This window comes from Oxalicibacterium faecigallinarum, from assembly GCF_014635705.1.
Taxonomy (GTDB): domain Bacteria; phylum Pseudomonadota; class Gammaproteobacteria; order Burkholderiales; family Burkholderiaceae_D; genus Oxalicibacterium; species Oxalicibacterium faecigallinarum.
In genome coordinates this window covers 1,654,309-1,674,598 of the sequence record NZ_BMDI01000001.1, presented here as the reverse complement: position 1 = coordinate 1,674,598, position 20,290 = coordinate 1,654,309, and the positions used below count along the sequence as shown (strand labels likewise).

The 20,290-nt window shown below is 55.7% G+C and carries 18 protein-coding genes; 11 read left to right on the top strand and 7 right to left on the bottom strand.

Features of this window, described 5'->3' with window-relative positions; genetic code table 11:
- Positions 1-131: 131 nt before the first annotated feature.
- Complete coding sequence (ggt, locus tag IEV29_RS07950) at positions 132-1,730, bottom strand: gamma-glutamyltransferase (RefSeq protein WP_188380668.1); 1,599 nt, start codon at positions 1,728-1,730, stop codon at positions 132-134.
- Between the two features lie 156 nt (positions 1,731-1,886).
- Between ggt and ugpQ the strand changes: the two genes are divergently transcribed.
- The 7 genes from ugpQ (at position 1,887) to IEV29_RS07915 (ending at position 11,680) form a co-directional block, all read left to right on the top strand.
- Positions 1,887-2,657, top strand: coding sequence for a glycerophosphodiester phosphodiesterase (gene ugpQ, locus IEV29_RS07945; RefSeq protein WP_188380667.1), 771 nt, complete (start codon positions 1,887-1,889; stop codon positions 2,655-2,657).
- A 157-nt stretch (positions 2,658-2,814) separates the two neighbouring features.
- A complete protein-coding gene (gene alaS, locus IEV29_RS07940; protein ID WP_188380666.1) occupies positions 2,815-5,424 on the top strand; it encodes an alanine--tRNA ligase in 2,610 nt (869 codons plus the stop codon).
- A gap of 261 nt (positions 5,425-5,685) precedes the next feature.
- On the top strand, positions 5,686-7,527 hold the full coding sequence (locus IEV29_RS07935) for a type IV pilus assembly protein FimV (protein WP_188380665.1): 1,842 nt from the start codon (positions 5,686-5,688) through the stop codon (positions 7,525-7,527).
- Positions 7,528-7,594: 67 nt separating this feature from the next.
- Positions 7,595-7,822 carry a sulfurtransferase TusA family protein gene (locus IEV29_RS07930; protein WP_229726334.1) on the top strand — a complete coding sequence of 76 codons (228 nt, stop codon included), beginning with the start codon at positions 7,595-7,597 and terminating at the stop codon, positions 7,820-7,822.
- Positions 7,823-8,013: 191 nt separating this feature from the next.
- Positions 8,014-8,778, top strand: a complete 765-nt coding sequence (locus IEV29_RS07925) for an electron transfer flavoprotein subunit beta/FixA family protein (RefSeq protein WP_188380663.1) — start codon at positions 8,014-8,016, stop codon at positions 8,776-8,778.
- Positions 8,779-8,847: 69 nt separating this feature from the next.
- Positions 8,848-9,777, top strand: a complete 930-nt coding sequence (locus IEV29_RS07920) for an electron transfer flavoprotein subunit alpha/FixB family protein (protein ID WP_188380662.1) — start codon at positions 8,848-8,850, stop codon at positions 9,775-9,777.
- A gap of 112 nt (positions 9,778-9,889) precedes the next feature.
- Positions 9,890-11,680 (top strand): acyl-CoA dehydrogenase, encoded by a 1,791-nt coding sequence (locus tag IEV29_RS07915; protein ID WP_188380661.1) that lies wholly within the window; start codon positions 9,890-9,892, stop codon positions 11,678-11,680.
- 14 nt (positions 11,681-11,694) lie between these two features.
- Here IEV29_RS07915 and IEV29_RS07910 read toward each other — a convergent pair whose 3' ends face one another.
- Together IEV29_RS07910 and IEV29_RS07905 are read right to left on the bottom strand one after the other, a co-directional pair.
- Positions 11,695-12,096: a hypothetical protein gene (locus tag IEV29_RS07910; RefSeq protein ID WP_188380660.1), complete on the bottom strand. Its 402-nt coding sequence runs from the start codon at positions 12,094-12,096 to the stop codon at positions 11,695-11,697.
- Entirely contained in the window at positions 12,096-13,568 is a 1,473-nt protein-coding gene (locus IEV29_RS07905) for an ammonium transporter (protein ID WP_268234295.1), read from the bottom strand. The genes IEV29_RS07910 and IEV29_RS07905 overlap by 1 nt, the downstream gene beginning before the upstream one ends.
- Before the next feature lie 336 nt (positions 13,569-13,904).
- Between IEV29_RS07905 and rpsP the strand changes: the two genes are divergently transcribed.
- The 4 genes from rpsP to rplS all read left to right on the top strand — a co-directional run bounded on the left by rpsP (position 13,905) and on the right by rplS (position 15,968).
- Positions 13,905-14,159, top strand: a complete 255-nt coding sequence (rpsP, locus tag IEV29_RS07900; protein WP_188380659.1) for a 30S ribosomal protein S16 — start codon at positions 13,905-13,907, stop codon at positions 14,157-14,159.
- Between the two features lie 2 nt (positions 14,160-14,161).
- Positions 14,162-14,713, top strand: coding sequence for a ribosome maturation factor RimM (gene rimM, locus IEV29_RS07895; protein ID WP_188380658.1), 552 nt, complete (start codon positions 14,162-14,164; stop codon positions 14,711-14,713).
- 23 nt (positions 14,714-14,736) lie between these two features.
- Positions 14,737-15,483, top strand: a complete 747-nt coding sequence (gene trmD, locus IEV29_RS07890) for a tRNA (guanosine(37)-N1)-methyltransferase TrmD (RefSeq protein WP_188380657.1) — start codon at positions 14,737-14,739, stop codon at positions 15,481-15,483.
- A gap of 104 nt (positions 15,484-15,587) precedes the next feature.
- The gene (rplS, locus tag IEV29_RS07885; RefSeq protein ID WP_188380656.1) at positions 15,588-15,968 is read left to right on the top strand and encodes a 50S ribosomal protein L19; all 381 of its coding nucleotides are present in this window, start codon (positions 15,588-15,590) and stop codon (positions 15,966-15,968) included.
- A gap of 138 nt (positions 15,969-16,106) precedes the next feature.
- Here rplS and IEV29_RS07880 read toward each other — a convergent pair whose 3' ends face one another.
- Genes IEV29_RS07880 through IEV29_RS07865 form a run of 4 tightly spaced genes read right to left on the bottom strand, consistent with a single transcriptional unit; the run spans position 16,107 to position 20,261 of the window.
- Positions 16,107-17,504, bottom strand: coding sequence for a sigma 54-interacting transcriptional regulator (locus IEV29_RS07880; protein ID WP_188380655.1), 1,398 nt, complete (start codon positions 17,502-17,504; stop codon positions 16,107-16,109).
- Entirely contained in the window at positions 17,497-17,871 is a 375-nt protein-coding gene (locus tag IEV29_RS07875; protein WP_188380654.1) for a DUF4282 domain-containing protein, read from the bottom strand. Before IEV29_RS07875 ends, IEV29_RS07880 begins: the two co-directional genes overlap by 8 nt.
- A 21-nt stretch (positions 17,872-17,892) precedes the next feature.
- Positions 17,893-19,884 carry a TadG family pilus assembly protein gene (locus IEV29_RS07870; RefSeq protein WP_188380653.1) on the bottom strand — a complete coding sequence of 664 codons (1,992 nt, stop codon included), beginning with the start codon at positions 19,882-19,884 and terminating at the stop codon, positions 17,893-17,895.
- 32 nt (positions 19,885-19,916) lie between these two features.
- Complete coding sequence (locus IEV29_RS07865) at positions 19,917-20,261, bottom strand: DUF3613 domain-containing protein (RefSeq protein WP_188380652.1); 345 nt, start codon at positions 20,259-20,261, stop codon at positions 19,917-19,919.
- Between the last annotated feature and the right edge of the window lie 29 nt (positions 20,262-20,290).

Genomic DNA, 20,290 nt, shown 5'->3' with positions numbered 1-20,290 from the left:
TAGCCTTCGTAAAATTTGTAATTTGCTTATTGCTGTTGCGAAAAAATCCTTTTCATCAACATGTCATATTGCTGTGCGATGGCAGTCATTTTTTGCGTGAATGAGAGCATGCAAAAAACGCTGCGTTTGTCTTAGAAACCGACCGCCTGTCCATCACGTCGCGGATCACTCGCCGCGACATACCCATCGGCAGTTTTCCATATGAATTGCGCCGAGCCGAAATCCATATAGGTGTCGGCGACTTTTTCGATCTTGTGGCCGCGTGCGATCAGGTCAGCGCGCACATCGGCTTCCATCGTGTCTTCGATATCGACCGACATGCCGACGTTGACCTTCCAGCGGGGTGCGTCGCAGGCAGCTTGCGGTTGCTGGTTGTAGGCCAGCATGCGTACCAGTGCCTGCACATGACCTTGCGGCTGCATGTTGCCGCCCATGACGCCAAAGCTCATCTGCGGCTGACCATCCTTGGTGAGGAAGCCCGGGATGATGGTATGGAAAGGACGTTTGCCTGGTGCGACGCAGTTGGCGTGATTGGGGCTGGTGTTGAAACCGAAGCCGCGATTCTGCAGGCTGATGCCGGTGCCCGGAATCACCACGCCCGAACCGAAGCCCATGTAGTTGGACTGGATGAAGCTGACCATCATGCCGTTTTCATCGGTGGCACTCAGATAGATGGTGCCGCCTTTTGGTGGTGTGCCGTGGTTGAAGCGCGTTGCCTTGTCGAGATCGATCAGCTTGGCGCGTTCGCTCAGGTAAGCGTCGTCGAGCAGATCGGCGGCTTTGACGTCACGCATGTAGCGTTCATCGGCGACCCATTTGTAGGTATCGGCAAAGGCGAGCTTCATGGCTTCGATCTGCAGGTGACGGCTTTCGACCGAATCGGCGGCGAAGCGCGTGATGTCGAGCTTATCGATGATGCCAAGTGCGATCAGGGCGGCGATGCCCTGGCCGTTTGGCGGAATCTCATGCACGGTATGACCGGCATAGTCTTTCTGGATTGGTGTCACCCATTCCGGCGCAAACGCCGCGAGGTCGGCATGCGTCATGGCGGCGCCATGCTCTTTCGCATGCTTGACGATGGCGTCAGCCAGCTCACCATGATAGAAGGCGTCGCCTGCGGTTTCTGCAATTCTGGTCAACGACCTGGCAGCATCGGCGAAGATGAAGTTTTCCCCCACGTGTGGTGCGCGACCATGCGGCATGAAGGTATCGGCAAAGCCCGGTTGCTTGTGCAGGATCGGTACGGCGTTGGTCCATTTTTGCTGGACCACACGCGACACCATGTAACCGCGTCCGGCCAGATCAATCGCCGGTTCCAGCAAATCGGCGAAGGGCAGCTTGCCGAATTTTTTCGACAAGGCGACCCAGCTGGCAATCGCGCCCGGCACGGTCACGCTATCCCAGCCGCGCTCCGGAATCATGCCGTTGTGTCTTTGACGGAAGTATTCGACATCCCATGCCGTTGGCGCCTGCCCGGAGCCATTGAGGCCGTGCAATTCCTTGCCGTCCCATACCAGTGCGAAGGCGTCGCTGCCCAGTCCGCACGAGCACGGTTCGACGACCGTAATCGCCGCCGCCGCAGCAATGGCCGCATCGATGGCGTTGCCGCCTTTCATCAACATGCGCAGACCGGCTTGCGCAGCCAGCGGTTGCGAGGTGGCGACGACATTGCGTGCAAACAGTGGCTGGCGGGTTGAGGGATAAGGATTGCTCCAGTCAAAGGAAGTCATGAGTGCTCCTGGGTGATCTTTATATTTATGAATGCGTTTGCCATCCGGCTTGTCGCCCGGATGGCGAATGATGGTCGGCCATTCTAGCGCGGCTGTCCGTTACACTGCGGTCATCCTTTTGTGTTTCTTTTCTTTATCCAATAACAAGGAAGACGCATGTGGCCTTATCCCCGAATCGTCGCCCATCGCGGTGGCGGCAAGCTGGCACCGGAAAACACGATTGCTGCCATGCGTTGCGGGCTCAATCACGGTTTTCGTGCGGTGGAATTTGACGTCATGCTGGCCAAGGATGGCGTGCCGGTCGTGATGCACGATACGCAACTGGGCCGCACGATTGCAGGCGAGGGCAATATTGCCGATTTCACTTCACAGGAACTCGCCGCGCACGATGCCGGCATCTGGTTCGGTCCGTCATTCGAAGGCGAGCCAGTGCCGACCTTTGAACAGGTGGCAGCGTTTTGCATGCAGCATGGCATCTGGATGAATGTGGAGATCAAGCCGGTGCCCGGGTTTGAAGAAACCACGGGTTGGACGGTGGCGCAGAGCGTCAAGCATCTGTTCGCATCGCAAGTCGATCATCGGCCAGCGGCGTTGCCGCTGCTGTCGTCGTTTTCGTTCGAGGCGTTGCAGGCGGCGCAGTTGGCTGCGCCGGAAATTCCGCGTGGTTTTCTGATCGATGACGTACCGGCGGACTGGCATGCCCGTTTATTGGACTTGGGGGCGATTGCGCTGCACGTCAATCATCAGAAGCTCACGCCCGTGCTGGCGCGAGCCGTCAAGGAAGCCGGGTTTGGATTGTTTTGCTATACCGTCAACGATCCGGTGCGTGCCAGCCTGTTGCTGGATTGGGGCGTCGATGGTTTTTGCACGGATCGTATCGATCTGATCGGGCCGGACTTTGCGACCAGCCGTTCGGCGCGGATGTGATTGGCTTGGCCCAGCCGGGATGTAACAGGGAGGCGATCCATTGCCATCGGGACGCTGCTCCGGCGTTGTTTTCGGGCGCTTTGCCCCATGATTGACGCAGGGTTATCACGTATAATCGACGGTTTTCCCAGCCTGAATCCTGATTCTTTCCAAGAATATGAAATCGTCCGAAATCCGCGAAAAATTCCTGAAGTTCTTTGAGTCGAAAGGACACACCATCGTGGCGTCCAGCCCGCTGGTGCCGGGTAACGATCCGACGCTGATGTTCACCAACTCGGGCATGGTGCAGTTCAAGGATGTGTTTCTGGGAAGCGACAAGCGTCCTTACACGCGTGCGACTTCGGTGCAGGCCTGTCTGCGTGCGGGGGGCAAGCACAACGATCTGGAAAACGTCGGCTACACCGCGCGTCACCACACCTTTTTCGAAATGCTGGGCAACTGGAGCTTCGGCGATTACTTCAAGCGTGACGCGCTGAAATGGTCGTGGGAGCTGCTGACCAAGGTCTATGGCCTGCCTGCCGAGAAGCTGCTGGCGACCGTGTATATCGAAGACGACGAAGCTTTCGACATCTGGACCAAGGAAATCGGCTTGCCGCCCGAGCGTGTCGTGCGCATCGGCGACAATAAGGGCGGCCGCTACAAGTCCGACAACTTCTGGATGATGGCCGACACCGGCCCTTGCGGCCCTTGCTCGGAAATTTTCTACGATCACGGTCCGCATATTCCCGGCGGTCCTCCGGGCAGCCCGGATGAAGACGGCGATCGCTTCATCGAAATCTGGAACAACGTGTTCATGCAGTTCGACATGGCGGAAGACGGTTCGGTCAAGCCGCTGCCGGCGCCATGCGTCGATACCGGCATGGGTCTCGAGCGTCTGGCTGCGATTCTGCAAGGCGTACACAGCAACTACGAAATCGATACCTTCGAAGCGCTGATCAAGGCAGCCGGGCGTGAAACGCATACGGCTGATCTGTCGAACAATTCGCTGAAGGTGATTGCCGATCACATCCGTGCAACGGCATTCCTTGTGGCCGATGGCGTGATCCCGTCGAATGAAGGTCGTGGTTATGTACAGCGTCGCATCATCCGTCGTGCAATTCGCCACGGTTACAAGCTCGGTCAGAAGAAACCATTTTTCCACAAGCTGGTGAAGGATCTGGTCGAGCAGATGGGCGATGCCTATCCGAAGATCAAGGCCGACGAAGCGCGCATTACGGACGTGCTCAAGGCAGAAGAAGAGCGTTTCTTCGAAACGCTGGCCAACGGCATGGAAATTCTGGATGCCGCGCTGGCTGGCGGCGTGAAAGTGCTGCCGGGTGACGTCGCTTTCAAGCTGCATGACACGTTCGGCTTTCCGCTCGATCTGTCGGCAGACGTGTGTCGCGAGCGCGACGTGAGCGTGGACGAAGCCGGTTTTGCTGCCGCGATGGAAAAACAAAAAGCGGCTGGCCGTGCGGCAGGCAAGTTCAAGATGGAACGCGCAGTGGAATACACCGGTGCCGGTAATGTCTTCACCGGGTACGAACATCTGGAAGAGGAGGCCACGGTAGTTGGTCTCTACTTTGAAGGAACGGCCGTCAATGAACTGAAAGAAGGTCAGTCCGGCATTGTCGTGCTCGACACCACTCCGTTCTACTCGGAAAGCGGCGGTCAGATTGGTGATCAGGGCGTGATCAGCGCGGAAGGCGTGCAGTTCGGTGTTGAAGATACGCAGAAGATCAAGGCTGATGTGTTCGGCCACCACGGCGTGCAGTCGCAAGGCACGCTGAAGGTCGGTGACAAGGTCAAGGCCTCGGTCGACGGCGAACGTCGCGCGGCCACCATGCGTAATCACTCGGTGACGCACATCATGCACAAGGCCTTGCGCGAGGTGCTGGGCGATCACGTGCAACAGAAGGGTTCGCTGGTCGATGCCGACAAGACGCGTTTTGACTTTACGCACAATGCGCCGATCTCGAACGACCAGATTCTGGAAATTGAAAAACGCGTCAACGCCGAGATCCTTACCAATTCCGATACCCAGGCACGTGTGATGGATATCGAATCGGCGCAAAAAACCGGCGCCATGATGCTGTTCGGCGAAAAATACGGCGAAACCGTGCGCGTGCTGGACATCGGCAGCAGCCGCGAACTGTGCGGCGGTACGCACGTGCATCGCACCGGCGACATCGGCTTGTTCAAGATCGTTGGCGAAAGTGGTGTGGCGGCAGGCGTGCGTCGTGTCGAAGCGATTACCGGTGCCAATGCACTGGCGTACTTGCAACAACTGGAAGCAACAGTGCACAGTGCAGCCGCCACGCTGAAGTCACCGGCGGCAGAACTGCAGGCACGTCTGGCTCAGGTACTGGATCAGATGAAGTCGCTGGAGCGCGAAGTTGGCGCGCTCAAAGGCAAGCTGGCGTCGTCGCAGGGCGATGAACTGGTGACGCAAGCGATCGATATCAATGGCATCAAGGTACTGGCAGCCAAGCTGGAAGGTGCCGATGCCAAGACCTTGCGCGACACGATGGACAAGCTCAAGGGCAAACTCAAATCGGCGGCGATCGTGCTGGCTGCGGTTGACGGCGCCAAGGTGCAGATCGCTGCTGGTGTCACCTCGGATGTGATGGGCAAGGTCAAGGCAGGTGATCTGGTCAACTTTGTTGCGCAACAGGTCGGCGGCAAGGGCGGCGGCAAACCGGACATGGCGATGGCCGGCGGCACCGATGCCGCAGCTTTGCCAGCAGCGCTGGCGTCCGTTTCCGGCTGGGTAACCGAGCGCATCTGACCGCAACAGATTCGGGCTGCATGCACGTCGTCCGAGACACGTCCGTCAAAAAAAACCGGCAACTTTGTCTGCCGGTTTTTTTTTGGGGTGCGTTATGTTGTGTCGCGGAAGGTTCCTGCCATGGCATGCGTGTTGCATTGTTAAACGGAGTAATGTTAAAAATTGAAAAATGCGCGTTTCACATGCGGCATTTGTTCATACTTACGCTTGTATACACGCGACCTGCCCAAGCCTTTTTCTTGCGGTTGCAGATACGACATTGTGAAATCAGGGGATAGCAACGTCCGTCAGTACAACAGTCGCGACGGCGTTGATCAGGTTAACAAGGTGTTTGTGCGTAACAAGTTCGAATATTTGAGCAGCGATCAGCAAGTGTCATGGCATGGCAGACTTGCGGTCGTCGCGCGGATGGCGATTGCCTGTGCGACCTTGTTGTATGGCAGTGCGGCATTGGCCTGGGGATTTGGTGAAATGCGCGTGCTGTCTGCCCTGAGCGAGCCTTTACGCACGCAGGTCAATCTGTTTGGAAGCGATGCAGCGACGGCTGACAGGAATTGTTTCAAGGCGCGCCTGCAGGGATTCGATGGCGCTTCGCTGGGTGGCGCCACCTCTGTTTCTTTCCGTGAAAACAGCCATTCCTTGCTGATTACGACGCGTGGACCGGTCAATGAACCGGCGGCCATGCTTGCCGTCAGCTACACCTGCGCGCCGCAGATGCAGCGCGAATATGCGATTTTGCTCGACTTGCCGACTTCCCAGCCAAGCGCACCGCTGGTTGCACCGCAGCGTCAGGAGAATCTGGCCATGCCCTCGTCCGAGGCAGCGCGTCAATCTGCCGCGGAATCCAAGCCAGCGCCTAAACCACGTCGTGCTGCTGCCGATTCCAATGAGGGTGCAGTGCGTGAGCCGCAGGCATCGAAAGCGGCAAACAGGAGCGCGAATAGGAATGCCGGCACGACCAAAGAGCCGGCAAAGAGCGTGCTGAAACTGGGTGATGATGCGGTGGATGGCAACTATGTACTCCGCCAGCGTCTTGCGCTCAGCTACGATCTTTCTGCGGTGCCAGCGGTGCCTGAAGGTGTGGAAGAGGTTGCTGCGGCTGCGCTTGAACCGCACGCCGATCTGTCCGCAAGTGACAGAGCCCTGTTGCAGTTGCAGGAAAAAATGACCGCGCTGGAACGCCGGACCGAAGCGTTGCAAAAGCAGAATGCCGCGCAATCGCTGGCACTGGATCAGGCCCGCAATGCAACTGCAACCAGCAGCGTTACTTATATTCTTTATTTCCTCTTGCTGATTTGCCTGCTGGCGATTGGCTGGCTGGTCTGGCGTGTGCGTCAGGCGCGTTCCGAAGTCGAACAGGCGTCGTGGCAGAACATGGTGCCCATGTTTGATGCAGAAGAGGAGAAGCAGTCGCAGTCGCCGGTAATCGCGTCTGCCGCAGAGGATGATGCGCAGCCGACAACCCAGAATGGCGCAGCCTCGGGCGGTGTGGGATCGGCATTGGCACTGTTTGGTCGCAAGATGCGCCGCAAGAGCGATATGCCGGAGCGTCCGGTATCACCAGCACCTGCGCAGGAAAGAGGTTTGCCGGAACTGGATGATCCGTTTGCCGGCATGAGTGTCGTCGTTGCGGAAGAAATTCTCGACGAGATTCAGGAGGCGGAATTCTGGGTCCATATGAATCAGCCGCAACGTGCGATTTCGATTCTGGAAACGGATGCGCAGCCGACTTCGCCATTGCGCTGGTTGCATCTGTTCGATCTGTACCGGATGGTAGATGACAAGGAACGTTACGATTCGTTGGCAGCGCGCTTCAAGAAGGCATTCAATGGTCACGTTGCGCCGTGGGAGCGTTCCGAGGCGGAAAAGGGACAACGTCATATCGACGAATTCCCCCACGTGATGGGAAAGATCATGGAAGTGTGGCCGACAGATGGTGCGGTGAAGTTCCTGGAAGAATTGCTGCTTGATAACCGCGAAGGGAATCGTCAGGGCTTCGATCTGCCGGCCTATCAGGATTTGCTGTTCCTGACGAATATTGCTTATCAGGTGCAGGCGTTGCGTGCTGCTGATGCCGCAGGCCATGCAGAGCACGAAGTCTGACCCGATGGCATTTAAGGGTTAGAATCTTGTTAAATCATTCTATTGGTATTGTTGACGCATGACGATTATTGAATTTGCCAAAGACCTCGATGCAAAAGGCTTGAACTGCCCTTTGCCTATTCTGAAAACCAAAAAAGCTCTGGCGGAAATGGCAAGCGGTCAGGTTCTGCGTGTGCAGGCGACAGATCCGGGCTCGGTGCGGGATTTTCAGGCGTTTGCCAAGCAAACCGGCAATGAGCTGGTGCAGCAGGAAAAAGACGGTGATGTCTTCACCTTCTTCATGAAACGCAAATAAACTGTCTGGCGGTGAGATGGAGAGGCGACCCTGGTCGCCTTTTTCTTTTTTGGACGCCCCTTTCCATGACAAGGCTGGACAATTTGTCCTTATTTGACGAGTAGGGGCTTTTGTCCTTGGTTTATCACTTCTGGTTATAATCTCCGCTTTGGTTTGCAATCCGTCATTGTGAATTTTTCAAGGACAAAGTTATGAAAGTGTTGGTCCCCGTCAAGCGCGTCGTCGATTACAACGTCAAGGTACGCGTTAAATCGGATCAGTCCGGCGTTGATATCGCCAACGTCAAAATGTCGATGAACCCTTTCGATGAGATCGCCGTGGAAGAGGCGGTTCGTCTGAAAGAGGCGGGCAAGGCAACGGAGATCGTCGCCGTTTCGTGCGGCGTGCTGCAATCGCAGGAAACCCTGCGTACCGCAATGGCCATCGGTGCGGATCGCAGTATTCTGGTTGAAACCGATGCCGAATTGCAGCCGCTGGCTGTAGCCAAACTGCTCAAGGCCATTGCCGATAAAGAGCAGCCGCAACTGATCATCCTTGGCAAGCAGGCGATTGATGATGATGCCAACCAGACGGGCCAAATGCTGGCTGCATTGCTGGACTGGCCGCAAGCGACTTATGCATCCAAGGTAGAAGTGGACGGCGACAAGGCTGACGCGCCCCGAGTCAAAGTTACGCGCGAAGTGGATGGCGGTCTGGAAGTGGTATCGCTGACATTGCCTGCAATCGTGACCACCGATCTGCGTTTGAACGAGCCACGCTACGTGACCTTGCCCAATATCATGAAGGCAAAGAAAAAGACGTTGGACAACGTCAAGCCAGCGGATCTGGGTGTGGACGTTACGCCGCGCCTGAAGACCCTGAAGGTCAGCGAGCCTGCAGGTCGCGCTGCCGGCATCATCGTGCCGGATGTCGCGACGCTGGTGGACAAACTCAAGAACGAAGCCAAAGTCATCTAATCATTTGCAACGGTTGATCGCGCGCGCTATTCGCGCTGCATCGCCGTCATTCGTCATCAGGAAAACATCATGACCGCTCTTGTCATTGCAGAACACGATAACGCCAGCCTGAAAGGCAGCACCCTGCATACCATTACTGCTGCCGCACAATGCGGTGGCGATGTGCACGTATTAATCGCCGGTCACAATGCTGATGCGGCTGTGCAAGCTGTCGCCAAGACTGCTGGTGTGACCAAGGTACTGGTTGCCGACGGAGCGCAGTTTGCTGATGGATTGGCAGAAAACGTTGCTGCACAAGCACTCGCGTTGGCTGCCGGTTACTCGCACATTCTTGCGCCGGCAACGGCATTTGGTAAGAACATTCTGCCGCGTGTCGCGGCCAAACTCGACGTTGCACAGATTTCGGAAATTACCAAGGTCGTTTCGGCCGATACTTTCGAACGTCCTTTCTATGCGGGGAACGCGATCGCGACCGTGCAGTCCTCGGACGCTACCAAAGTGATTACGGTACGTACTACGGCATTCGATCTGCCTGCGGATGGCGGCAGCGCGGCTGTCGAGAACGTGAGTGCCGTGGCTGAGTCCGGTAAATCGTCTTTTGTCTCACGCGAGATCGCGACATCGGCGCGTCCCGAACTGACCGCTGCCAAGGTTGTGGTGTCTGGCGGTCGTGGCCTGGGTTCGGAAGAAAGCTTCAAGATTCTCGAACCGCTGGCCGACAAGCTGGGCGCAGCAATGGGTGCTTCGCGTGCAGCAGTCGATGCCGGCTATGTGCCGAATGACTGGCAGGTTGGTCAAACCGGTAAAGTTGTGGCCCCGGACTTGTACATTGCGGTTGGTATTTCCGGTGCGATCCAGCACTTGGCTGGCATGAAGGATTCGAAAGTCATCGTTGCCATCAACAAGGATGCAGAAGCACCGATTTTCTCGGTGGCCGACTACGGTATCGTCGGTGATCTGTTCGAAGTCGTGCCGGCGCTGGTCAAAGAACTGGGCTGATTCGTTGATGTTCCGCCAGATGGGCGGGACGGCAGCGGTTGTGGTGTGTAGAAATTTTCTGGCACACTGCAATCACTGACCGTCCCGCCCATTTTCTTTTCAGGAGCCGCCCATGCCTTATGTCGCGCCGTTGAAAGACATGCTGTTTGTGCTGAACGAGTTGGCCGACCTCCAGGTTGTCGCATCGTTGCCTGGCTGTGAAGAGGCAACGCCGGAAACGGTAGAGGCCGTGCTGGAAGAGAATGCACGTTTTTGCAGTGAGGTCGTTGCGCCACTCAATCGCCAAGGTGATCAGCATCCCAGTACATGGAAGGATGGCACGGTCACGACCACGCCCGGCTTCAGGGAAGCGTTCAAAGCATATAGCGACGCTGGCTGGCAAGGCGTGCAGCACCCCACTGAATTTGGCGGGCAGGGTTTGCCGAAATTGGTGGCAACTCCATGCATGGAAATGTTGAACGCGGCCAATCTTTCCTTTGCCTTGTGCCCCTTGTTGACTGACGGTGCGATTGAGGCGCTGATGACGGCTGGCTCGGATGAGCAGAAGCAGTTGTTCCTGCCTAAGTTCATCGAAGGAAGATGGACGGGCACCATGAATCTGACCGAGCCGCAGGCTGGTTCCGATCTGGCGATGGTGCGTACCAAAGCCGTGCCACAAGGTGATGGCACGTATCGCATCTCTGGCACCAAAATCTTTATCACGTATGGTGAGCACGACATGTCTGAAAACATCGTGCATCTGGTGCTGGCACGTACCCCCAATGCGCCGGAAGGTGTGAAAGGCATTTCTCTGTTTTTGGTGCCCAAATATCTGGTGCACGCGGATGGTTCTCTGGGTGATCGCAACGATGTAGTCTGCGTCTCGATCGAACACAAGCTGGGTATCAAGGCGAGTCCGACGGCTGTCTTGCAGTTCGGTGATCAGGGCGGAGCGATCGGTACGTTGATCGGTGAAGAAAATCGCGGGCTGGAAACCATGTTCATCATGATGAATGCGGCCCGGTTCGCTGTGGGGATTCAGGGGATTGGTCTGGCAGAGCGTGCCTATCAGAAGGCCGTCAGTTATGCGAAGGAGCGCGTGCAGTCCAGGGATCTGGATGGTTCTGCCAACGCAGTGACGATCATCCATCAGCCCGACGTCCGACGCATGCTGATGTCGATGAAGTCTCAAATCGAGGCGGCGCGCGCGTTGGCCTATGTGGCCGCATCGCATTTTGATATCGCACATCATCATGCTGATGAGAATGTGCGTCAGCGCCATCAGGCAATCTATGAATACATGGTCCCTGTGATCAAGGGATGGTCAACGGAGCTGGCAATCGATGTCGCTTCAACCGGTTTGCAGATTCATGGTGGGATGGGCTTTATCGAAGAAACCGGTGCTGCGCAGTATTACCGCGATGCGCGCATCCTGACCATTTATGAGGGGACGACTGCGATTCAGGCCAATGATCTGGTTGGGCGGAAAACCGTGCGCGATGGTGGACAACTGGCACATGCGTTGATGGCAGACATTCGTCAAACGTACCACGCTTTGGTTGCGCAAGCGACACCGGATTCGCAGGCAATCGCAGATCGTCTGGAAGAGGCGGCTGCTGCACTGGAAGCAGTCGTGAATTATGTCGTGCAGACCATGCAATCCGACATCAAGGCTGTCTTTGCCGGTAGCGTGCCTTATCTGAAACTGGCGGGAATCGTTCTTGGAGGCTGGCAGTTGGCCCGTGCGGCATGCATCGCACATGAGCGTTTGCAATCAGGTCAGGGACAGCGCGAATTTCTGGAAGCAAAAGTTGTGACGGCCCGTTTCTTTGCCGAGCATTATCTGTCGCAGGCGAGTGCCTTGCGTAGCGCCATTGTGGAAGGCGGGCGCAGTGTGATGGCGCTTGAAGAAGCGCAGTTCTGAAGCGTGTAGATGATTTAACGCAAACGGCCAATATAGCCGCGATCTACCGGATCGTCCGGGCCGGCCGGCGGCGATGAGGCTGCTGGCGCAGCGGGCGCTGGTTGCGCTGGCGGCGCAGCAGGAGGTGGTTCGTGGTGTTCGGTCAGTCGAGTCAGCAACGGCTGGCGTGGTTCAGAGCGAACGAACAAGCCATCTTCGCCAAAGAAGATCTCCTGCAGCTTGGCACTGATGTCCTGTAAATCTTCATTGGGTGAAATGGCTGCCATCTTGAGCAGATAGCGACAGTAGGCCGGATCGATACGCATGTACTCGATATCGGTCACGCGTCCGGTCTGGCGGCGTAGCGTGACATGGAGTCGGCCCATCAGGGCGAAAGCCTGATTTTCGAGTGCGGCCCTGTTTTGGTGGTCGTCCATCATAGTACGTGCTCGCCATGTTGTTCGATATCCATACCTTCGCGTTCGCCTTCGGGCGTGACGCGCAGTCCGACCAGCGCATTGACGATACCCAGAATGAGGGCCGTCATGGCGGCAGAGAAGACGACCGTGACGATCACGCCGAAGGCCTGATTGCCGAAAGAGCTGGTTGCGCCACCGATTGCCGGTACAGCAAAGATGCCGGTCAACAGCGCGCCTACGATGCCGCCGATCGCATGCACGCCAAAGACGTCGAGTGAGTCGTCGTAGCCGAGTTTGGATTTGAGCGAGGTAGCCCCCCAGTAGCAGGCAACACCAGCGACGGCACCGATGACCAGTGCGCCCGTGACATCGACGAAACCGGAAGCTGGCGTGATGGCGACCAAGCCGGAGACGGCGCCGGAAACCATGCCAAGTACTGACGGCTTGCCGCGACGTGCCCATTCTGCAATCATCCAGGCCAGCGCGCCGACGGCAGTGGCAACTTGCGTCACCAGCATTGCCATGCCGGCGCGCCCGTCTGCAGCCACGGCAGAGCCGGCGTTGAATCCAAACCAGCCAACCCACAGCATGCAGGCACCGATGACGGTCAGTACCAGATTATGAGGGGGCATTGGTTCACGCCCAAAGCCAAGGCGCGGACCGACGATGATGGCTGCGACCAGACCGGAAACGCCAGCATTGATATGCACCACGGTACCGCCAGCAAAGTCCAGCACGCCACGGCCAGCGAGCCAGCCGCCCGGCTCCCAGACCCAGTGCGCGACAGGGGCATAGACAAAAATCGACCACAGGCTCATGAAGATGAGCAGGGCGGAGAATTTCATGCGCTCGGCAAAAGCGCCGGTGATCAGCGCTGCGGTAATGATGGCAAACGTCATCTGGAACATGACAAAGACGCTTTCCGGAATCGTTGGTGCCACTTCACTGACCGTTAGTTTGCCTCCTTCGTTCAGGAATTCCAGACCGTTGAGCAGGATGCGATCAAGGCTGCCGACATACGGCGAGCCCGGCGTGAAGGCGAGGCTGTACCCGATGACGACCCAGATAACGGTAATCAGTGCGGCGACAACAAAGCTGTGTGCCATCGTCGCGAGTACGTTTTTTTTGCGTACCATGCCGGCATAGAACAAGGCCAGACCGGGTAGCGTCATGAACAGCACCAGGGCGGTCGATGTCATGACCCAGGCGGTATCGCCGGCGCTGATTGTCGATGCATCTACCAAAGTCGGCCGGGTCAGGGGTTCTGCCTCTTTCGGCGTTTCGGCAGCAGCAGGCTCGGCCTCAACGATCATCGGCTCTGCGATCATCGGCGCAGCCGGTTCGATGGCTGGCGCGGTAACGGCCGGTGTGCTGGTTTCCGCATCCTGCGCCGTTGCCGGCAGGGCGAAAAGACCGAGTGACAGAACAAGTGCGGTGAGAAAACTGGACGCTGCGCTGGATAGCGAGCCGGAGGAAAAACGCGTTGTCATGCAAACTCCCTGCTGGAATAGAGAAGGCGTTCCGATGACGCCTTTTTACTTTCTCAAAAGCACTTTGCATGCCATGCAAAAAAATGGCGGCGGCTGGCGACGGGCGGGGGTAAGTGGGTGATTTCCCCGCTTTGGCTCGTTTTTGATGGTCTTTTTGCACCAAAAAAATGCGGAATGGAGCCGTGCGAATGCCATGTTCGCTGGCGCCGGGAAAATGTCTGGGTGGAGCGGGAAAGGCCTGTGCGTTGTAAAGCCGAGAATCGGGCTTGCGGGGAATTTGTGGTCTGGGCTATAATTTACGGCTTTTTCCGTGTTCTGACACTTATTGGAAATATTATGGTCGTCATTCGTTTATCTCGTGGTGGTGCTAAGAAGCGCCCATTTTTCAGCATCGTTGCAGCCGATTCCCGCAATCGTCGTGATGGTCGTTTCATCGAACGCATCGGTTTCTACAATCCAGTGGCTTCCGGCGCTGAAGAGTCCGTACGTATCGCTCAGGATCGTCTGGCTTACTGGCAAGGCAATGGCGCGCAACTGTCGCCAACCGTTGCTCGTCTGGTCGGCGTTGCTGGCAAAAAAGCTGCTGCCTAAACTTGTCTGTGCAGGTGCTGCAATCGGGAACACAGCGTCCTGATGATCTGGTGCTGGTGGGGTATATTGCCGGCGCATATGGTTTAAAAGGCTGGGTGCGCATCAGGCCGTATTCAGCCGAGGCAGACGCCTTGTTGCACGCCAAGACCTGGTGGATCGACAAGCCGGACATGCATGATGTTGCCATGATGCAGTCCAAGTCGCATGGCGGTGATGTCGTCGCGCAATTGATGGGCGTGGCTGATCGTGATGCGGCAGACGCGCTGAAAGGCGCAACCGTTCAAATTGCAAGAAGTCATTTTCCGGCGTTGTCGGATGGTGAGTTCTATTGGGTTGATCTGATCGGTCTTGCTGTCGAAAATCTGCAAGGCGAGCTGCTTGGTGAAGTCAGTGATTTGATGGACAACGGTGCGCATCCTATTTTGCGCGTGGCCGTTGTGGCTGATGACAAGAAATCTGCGGGTGAATTACTGATCCCCTTTGTTGATCAGTTCGTCATCACAGTGGATCGTGCAGCAAGGAAGATCACGGTGGACTGGGGGCGCGATTACTGATCGTGCTCACGTGAGGAGGCGAGATGCAATTTGATGTCGTCACGCTGTTCCCGGAAATGTTCACCGCGATTACGCAGTCGGGCATCACCCGGCGTGCATTCGAACAAAAGAAATGTGAGCTGGCGTTGTGGAATCCGCGTGATTTCACCAGCGACAGACACCGTACCGTTGATGACCGTCCATACGGCGGTGGCCCCGGCATGGTGATGATGGTCAAGCCGCTGGAAGCTGCGGTAAAGGCCGCAAAAGCGCGTCAGGTTGCAGCAGAGTTGCCGATACCCAGGGTTGTTTATCTTTCACCGCAAGGTCAGCCGCTTACCCATAAGCGGGTGATGCAACTGAAGATGGAACCGGGGCTGGTATTGCTCTGTGGCCGGTACGAAGCAGTTGATCAGCGGTTTCTCGACACATGTGTCGATGAAGAAATCAGTCTGGGCGATTTTGTTTTGTCAGGCGGCGAGCTTCCGGCAATGGCGTTAATGGATGCAGTGATCCGTCAGTTGCCCGGCGTCTTGCATGATGATGCCTCGGCAGTCGAAGACAGCTTTGTCAACGGTTTGCTCGATTGCCCACACTATACGCGCCCTGAAGTGCATGAAGGGATGGCGGTGCCGGCAGTCCTGTTGGGTGGTCATCACCTCGAGATCGAGAAATGGCGGCGTGAACGGGCCTTGGAAGCAACCGCAAAGAAACGGCCGGACATGATCCGCAAGGCTCGCGAGGAAGGATTGCTGACGCGGGCGGACGAAAAGTTTTTAAGTAGTTTGTAGTTCGTAGTATCGAGCAGAATGCAGTCCGATTCTGCAATGTGAAACCCCATCCTCTACCGGGCAGGACAGCACAGGCGCCGGCAAGATGGTTTAAGGAGTAATCCATGGATCTGATCCAACAATTAGAGCAAGAAGAAATTGCTCGCCTTGCAAAAAACATCCCTGACTTCGCTCCTGGCGATACAGTGATCGTTAACGTCAACGTTGTTGAAGGTACGCGTAAGCGTGCTCAGGCTTACGAAGGTGTCGTGATTTCGCGTCGCAATCGTGGTCTGAACTCGAACTTCATCGTTCGCAAAATCTCGTCGGGTGAAGGCGTGGAGCGTACGTTCCAGCTGTACTCGCCGCTGATCGCTTCGATCGAAGTCAAACGTCGCGGTGACGTTCGTCGTGCCAAGTTGTACTACCTGCGCGATCGTTCGGGTAAATCGGCACGTATCAAGGAAAAGCTGCCAAGCCGCCGCGCTGCTGCCAAGGCAGAGTAATCGGTTGGTAAAGCCGGTTGATGGTTTGGCCGGTGTTTCAAAACAAAACCCCGCATTGAAAAATGCGGGGTTTTGTTTTTATGTTCCGTCCTTGTATGCGGTTTGGTGCATATTGGTGTCGATGACATGCATTATGAATCAAGCATCCATATCTTCCTTGCTGGCTGTTTCGCCATCGATGATCTGAAACTTGCGCATCTTCTCCCACAGGACTTTACGGCTCATCTTCAGATAATTGGCTGTGTCTTGCCGACGCCAGTTGTGCGCATCCAGCGCTTCAATGATGCGATTGCGATCAGCCATATCCCATTTGCGTCGGGCGCTGCCAATCTCGATATCGGCAGTGTCATCCTGAAATTCGCGTAACGCGGCAAAGACGCGGTCGATGGCACCGCGATCCCAATCTCCCAGTTGACGATAGATGATCGTGACGCGTTCCGCGATATTACGCAGCTCACGTACATTGCCAAGAAAATGCGTAGTTGCTACCAGTCGCAATAGCCAATCCGGTACTTCCGGAATCGCATTTTGATCGCGCAATTCATGGCTGAATACCTGGCTGATGATGCCTTTGAAAATCGCAATCTTGTCCACTTCACCGCGCTCTTCCAGACTGGGGACGCGCAGTTCGATGACCGCCATCCGGTAATAAAGATCAGAGCGAAACATTTCCTGCCTTACCAACTCACGCAGGTTGCGATTGGTCGCAGCAACCAGACGAAAATTGACGCAGACTTCGGTTGCAGAGCCGAGACGGGTGACCTTGCTTTGCTCCAGCACGCGCAGCAGCTTGACTTGTTGATACAAGGGCAGGTCGCCAATCTCATCAAGGAACAAGGTGCCGCCGTCTGCCTGTTCAAAATAGCCTTTGTGCGCGAGCATTGCACCGGTAAATGCTCCTTTTGCATGCCCGAAGAAATGCGATTCGAACAAACCATCCGGAATCGCGCCGCAGTTAACCGCGACAAAAGGGCCTTTGCCATACCGGCTGTGATGTTCGTGCAGCAAGCGCGCAATGCGTTCTTTACCAACGCCGGTTTCACCTGCAATCAGCACATTCGAATCACAATCTGCGAAGGCTTTGGTTTCCTTGAGCAAGGTACGCATGACGTCGGATTCTGCGATCAGAGGATCGCGCTCCTGCTCGATACCGCCATGACGACGCAGTTCACCTGCAAGGGCGAATACCTGCCGACGCAGCTCGGCGCAGGTGAAATCCAGCATCAGAATGTGGGAGTACTCAGGCGGGTAAATGCGTGAATCATAGGCACGTGGCGCTTCTGCAACCCAGATGACCGGCATGCCATGTGTTTTCTGCCATTCCTGCGTGTTGAAACCAAAGCTGTCCATGACCGTGACAGAAATGATGGCAATCGATGCGGATGATGGCGATAGCTCGCTCAACTCCATGCCATCGGCGCGAATGACATCAACTTCTGCACTGACGAGGCAGCGAGCAACGCGATCGAAGATATCGGATTTGCCTTCCCAGACATAGATATCAATATCTTCGGCAATAGGTTTGTTCTTAATCATGCTGTACTTTGAACGACGGATTCAGGCGCGGACTTCTCAGGGAGGCGACGGTAAGAGGCTTGCGATGCGCATCAATGCGTGCCTGTCGTTGCGCAAGCAGATCGCGTATCTCGGTCAATCGTGCATAGATGTTGAAGGCAAGAATCAACATTTCGCAAAAAAGGCGCCATAACAACAAAGCCAATGGCAAGGCAACGCCCAATAGTGCGGCGGCTTGCACGCCGTTATCGACCGAAAGCAAACCGCCCAATGTCGCACTCAAAATGGCGATCAGGCCGGCCCAATAGATGGCTTTGATGAGTAGCGGAGCAATCAGATGCTCAAGGCTTACGTAACGGAGCAGGCTGGTGGATATTTGATTGGTCATAAGCATTTTAGATAAAGTGGGTTAATGAACCAGTCGGACATCTGGCGTTCCGCTGCATTGAAGATCGATCAGGGTCACATCCACTTCACCCAGTCGGATGCCAAGCAGGTTATTCAACTGCTGCGCCAGCGATGCACCGAGGGTATTGAGGATAGGTTCAAGTAGCTGGGTAACAAGGCCAAGCAGTGTTACCAGAACCTTGCTTACACCGTTGCTGGAACCTGTCAGTTCATTCTGTAGCATGCACTGGTTGTAGTTTCCACTTAAGAGGCAAGCCACATTCCCGACCAAATTCGACAGCAGATTGCCGACGCTACTCAAAAGACCACCTAGCAAATTTCCAATACTGACAAGCAGGCCTTGATTGACGCTATTCAAAAATGTCTGAAGTGTGGCGAGTGTCGTTTGTAGGGCTTGAACGGTTGTCCCAAGAACGTTGTTGCCTACAAAAAGCAGATTGCTGGCAAGGTTGTTTGAATTGACCGATCCTTGCCCTTGATTGAAGAGGCTCTCAAGCAATTTGACAAGCACGTTTCTGTACAGATTGCCTAGGGTTTTTCCGAGCTGTAAATCGTTGCGGCCTGTCGTGATGGTTTCGCCTTTCGCCAGGGTGACAACGCTTTCATTCGGTAGTGCATCCAGCCGGAAACTAGTTTGCACTTTGAGAGTATTCCCCAGGATGGAGAGCAATTCATGATTACCCAATCCGCTTTGGCATGAGGTGGTTCGGGAAAAGATTGCATTCTGAGGCACGGAACCGACGCAAGTGCTGAGCACCGGCGCATTGACATGAATGGTGGCCGTCTCGCGACCGGCGCTATCTCTTTGTGTACACAGGTCGGTGACTGTACCTTCGCCATTTACCAGGTCAACGATAGCGGGAATGCTGGCTCTGACCAGAGCGGCGTTGGCTTCGACATCGGTATAAAGGCGGACCTGCCCCGTGTATGCCTTGGCATTGATTCCACCTATCCCGATACTGGGTGCTTCTACCACGCCAAGTCTTGTCGTGACCGTCGCAAGCGGACTGAGATTGATGCCAAGATCAAGTGGAATCGCATTCTGACTGTTGGCGAGCAAGAGCGCTGCGTTGACAAGCTCGCCAACGGTGAGTTCGGCGTTCAGTGCTGCGCTATTGCTTGTACTGAGCATGGAAAGCAAGCCACGGCCCGACGCATCGGTTAGCAATTTGACGTTCAGGTTGAGTTGCTCATTACTCAAACCAAGCAAGCTGATCAGATCATTTTGATTTAGTACAGTGCCGGATAAGGCAGAAAGAACGGCACCCAAGGTGCAGTTGCCTTGCGAACAGCCAGGCGTGTTGACCTGAAGCAAGGAGGCCAGCGTACCGACATCCGCATTGAGCGGGATATTGAATCCCAATGATTTCAGCAATCCGCTGGTACTGACTCTTGCGTTGGCAATGCCGTTGTATGAGCTGACATCGGTATTGGAAATATCCAGGCCAATGGCTTCCAGCAAAGAAGGGACGACGCCATCATGAATTCGCAGAAGACGCGATCCGACGGAAAAAACGGCAAATGGCGATCTTGGTTCAGCTTTTGCAATCGCACGTGCATCGACCCGCTGGGTCAACCAGTTGCCAAAAAAGCTGTTAAAGCTACGATGCAGGCGGACCTCAACGGCATTGGCTGGTGATTGCGGCGGAAAAGTGGCATTGACGAAAACGCCATAGTAGGGTGCTTGCGTTGTAACTTGCGGATCCCAGCGGCCACAGGATACGTTGACCGTATCAGGAAAGGCATTGGCCGTTGCATTGGCTTGTGCAATGACAAATGCGGAGTTACAGGTGGTTTCGCCATTGCCATGCGCCTTGACCAGTTGTTGTGCTCCCGCGAGGGCAGCAAGATCAGCCACTTTTTGCAACTCACGCTTTTGGTAAAACAGAAAGCCAATATCAATGGTGGCAAGCAGAATAATGGCGCTCGATAAGACGATCGCCGCCATGATCAGGATGCCGCCATCCTGTCTGCGTGAATCAAGCCTGTCCATGGACATCAGTCTCTGCATGGGTCGTGATTGCCTTAGCGTTGGCCGATTTCGTCAAGCTTCCGCGTGAATGTTTCCGGAATCGGGTGTTTGTAGCTCTCCAGATAACGTTGCCAGCTCAGCGTGGCAGTCGGGCCAAGAATGGGCAGGTGCGCGCCAGCCATGCTGCCATTGGCTTGCGCTTGCAAAATGCTGTTGGTCGTATCACCGATGTGTTTCTTTGTTGTTGACTGATGTGGCTCTGCCTCTGCCTGATTGGCAGACTCAATCGTTTGCGCATGCGCAGAGCAAAATAGGCAAAGTGCAGCGAATCCGGTTGCGGCAATGCGCAGACGAGCATGTGCTGGCCTGCCGCTAGTTGCGTGTTGAGAGGTGTGCATGATGGCTCCTGAAGTAGGATCGTTTTTGA

Coding starts and splice junctions, on each gene's coding strand:
- ggt (WP_188380668.1), bottom strand. CDS start 1,730: ATGACTTCCTTTGACTGGAGCAATCCTTATCCCTCAACCCGCCAGCCA.
- ugpQ (WP_188380667.1), top strand. CDS start 1,887: ATGTGGCCTTATCCCCGAATCGTCGCCCATCGCGGTGGCGGCAAGCTG.
- alaS (WP_188380666.1), top strand. CDS start 2,815: ATGAAATCGTCCGAAATCCGCGAAAAATTCCTGAAGTTCTTTGAGTCG.
- IEV29_RS07925 (WP_188380663.1), top strand. CDS start 8,014: ATGAAAGTGTTGGTCCCCGTCAAGCGCGTCGTCGATTACAACGTCAAG.
- IEV29_RS07920 (WP_188380662.1), top strand. CDS start 8,848: ATGACCGCTCTTGTCATTGCAGAACACGATAACGCCAGCCTGAAAGGC.
- IEV29_RS07915 (WP_188380661.1), top strand. CDS start 9,890: ATGCCTTATGTCGCGCCGTTGAAAGACATGCTGTTTGTGCTGAACGAG.
- IEV29_RS07910 (WP_188380660.1), bottom strand. CDS start 12,096: ATGGACGACCACCAAAACAGGGCCGCACTCGAAAATCAGGCTTTCGCC.
- IEV29_RS07905 (WP_268234295.1), bottom strand. CDS start 13,568: ATGACAACGCGTTTTTCCTCCGGCTCGCTATCCAGCGCAGCGTCCAGT.
- rpsP (WP_188380659.1), top strand. CDS start 13,905: ATGGTCGTCATTCGTTTATCTCGTGGTGGTGCTAAGAAGCGCCCATTT.
- trmD (WP_188380657.1), top strand. CDS start 14,737: ATGCAATTTGATGTCGTCACGCTGTTCCCGGAAATGTTCACCGCGATT.
- rplS (WP_188380656.1), top strand. CDS start 15,588: ATGGATCTGATCCAACAATTAGAGCAAGAAGAAATTGCTCGCCTTGCA.
- IEV29_RS07880 (WP_188380655.1), bottom strand. CDS start 17,504: ATGATTAAGAACAAACCTATTGCCGAAGATATTGATATCTATGTCTGG.
- IEV29_RS07875 (WP_188380654.1), bottom strand. CDS start 17,871: ATGACCAATCAAATATCCACCAGCCTGCTCCGTTACGTAAGCCTTGAG.
- IEV29_RS07870 (WP_188380653.1), bottom strand. CDS start 19,884: ATGGACAGGCTTGATTCACGCAGACAGGATGGCGGCATCCTGATCATG.
- IEV29_RS07865 (WP_188380652.1), bottom strand. CDS start 20,261: ATGCACACCTCTCAACACGCAACTAGCGGCAGGCCAGCACATGCTCGT.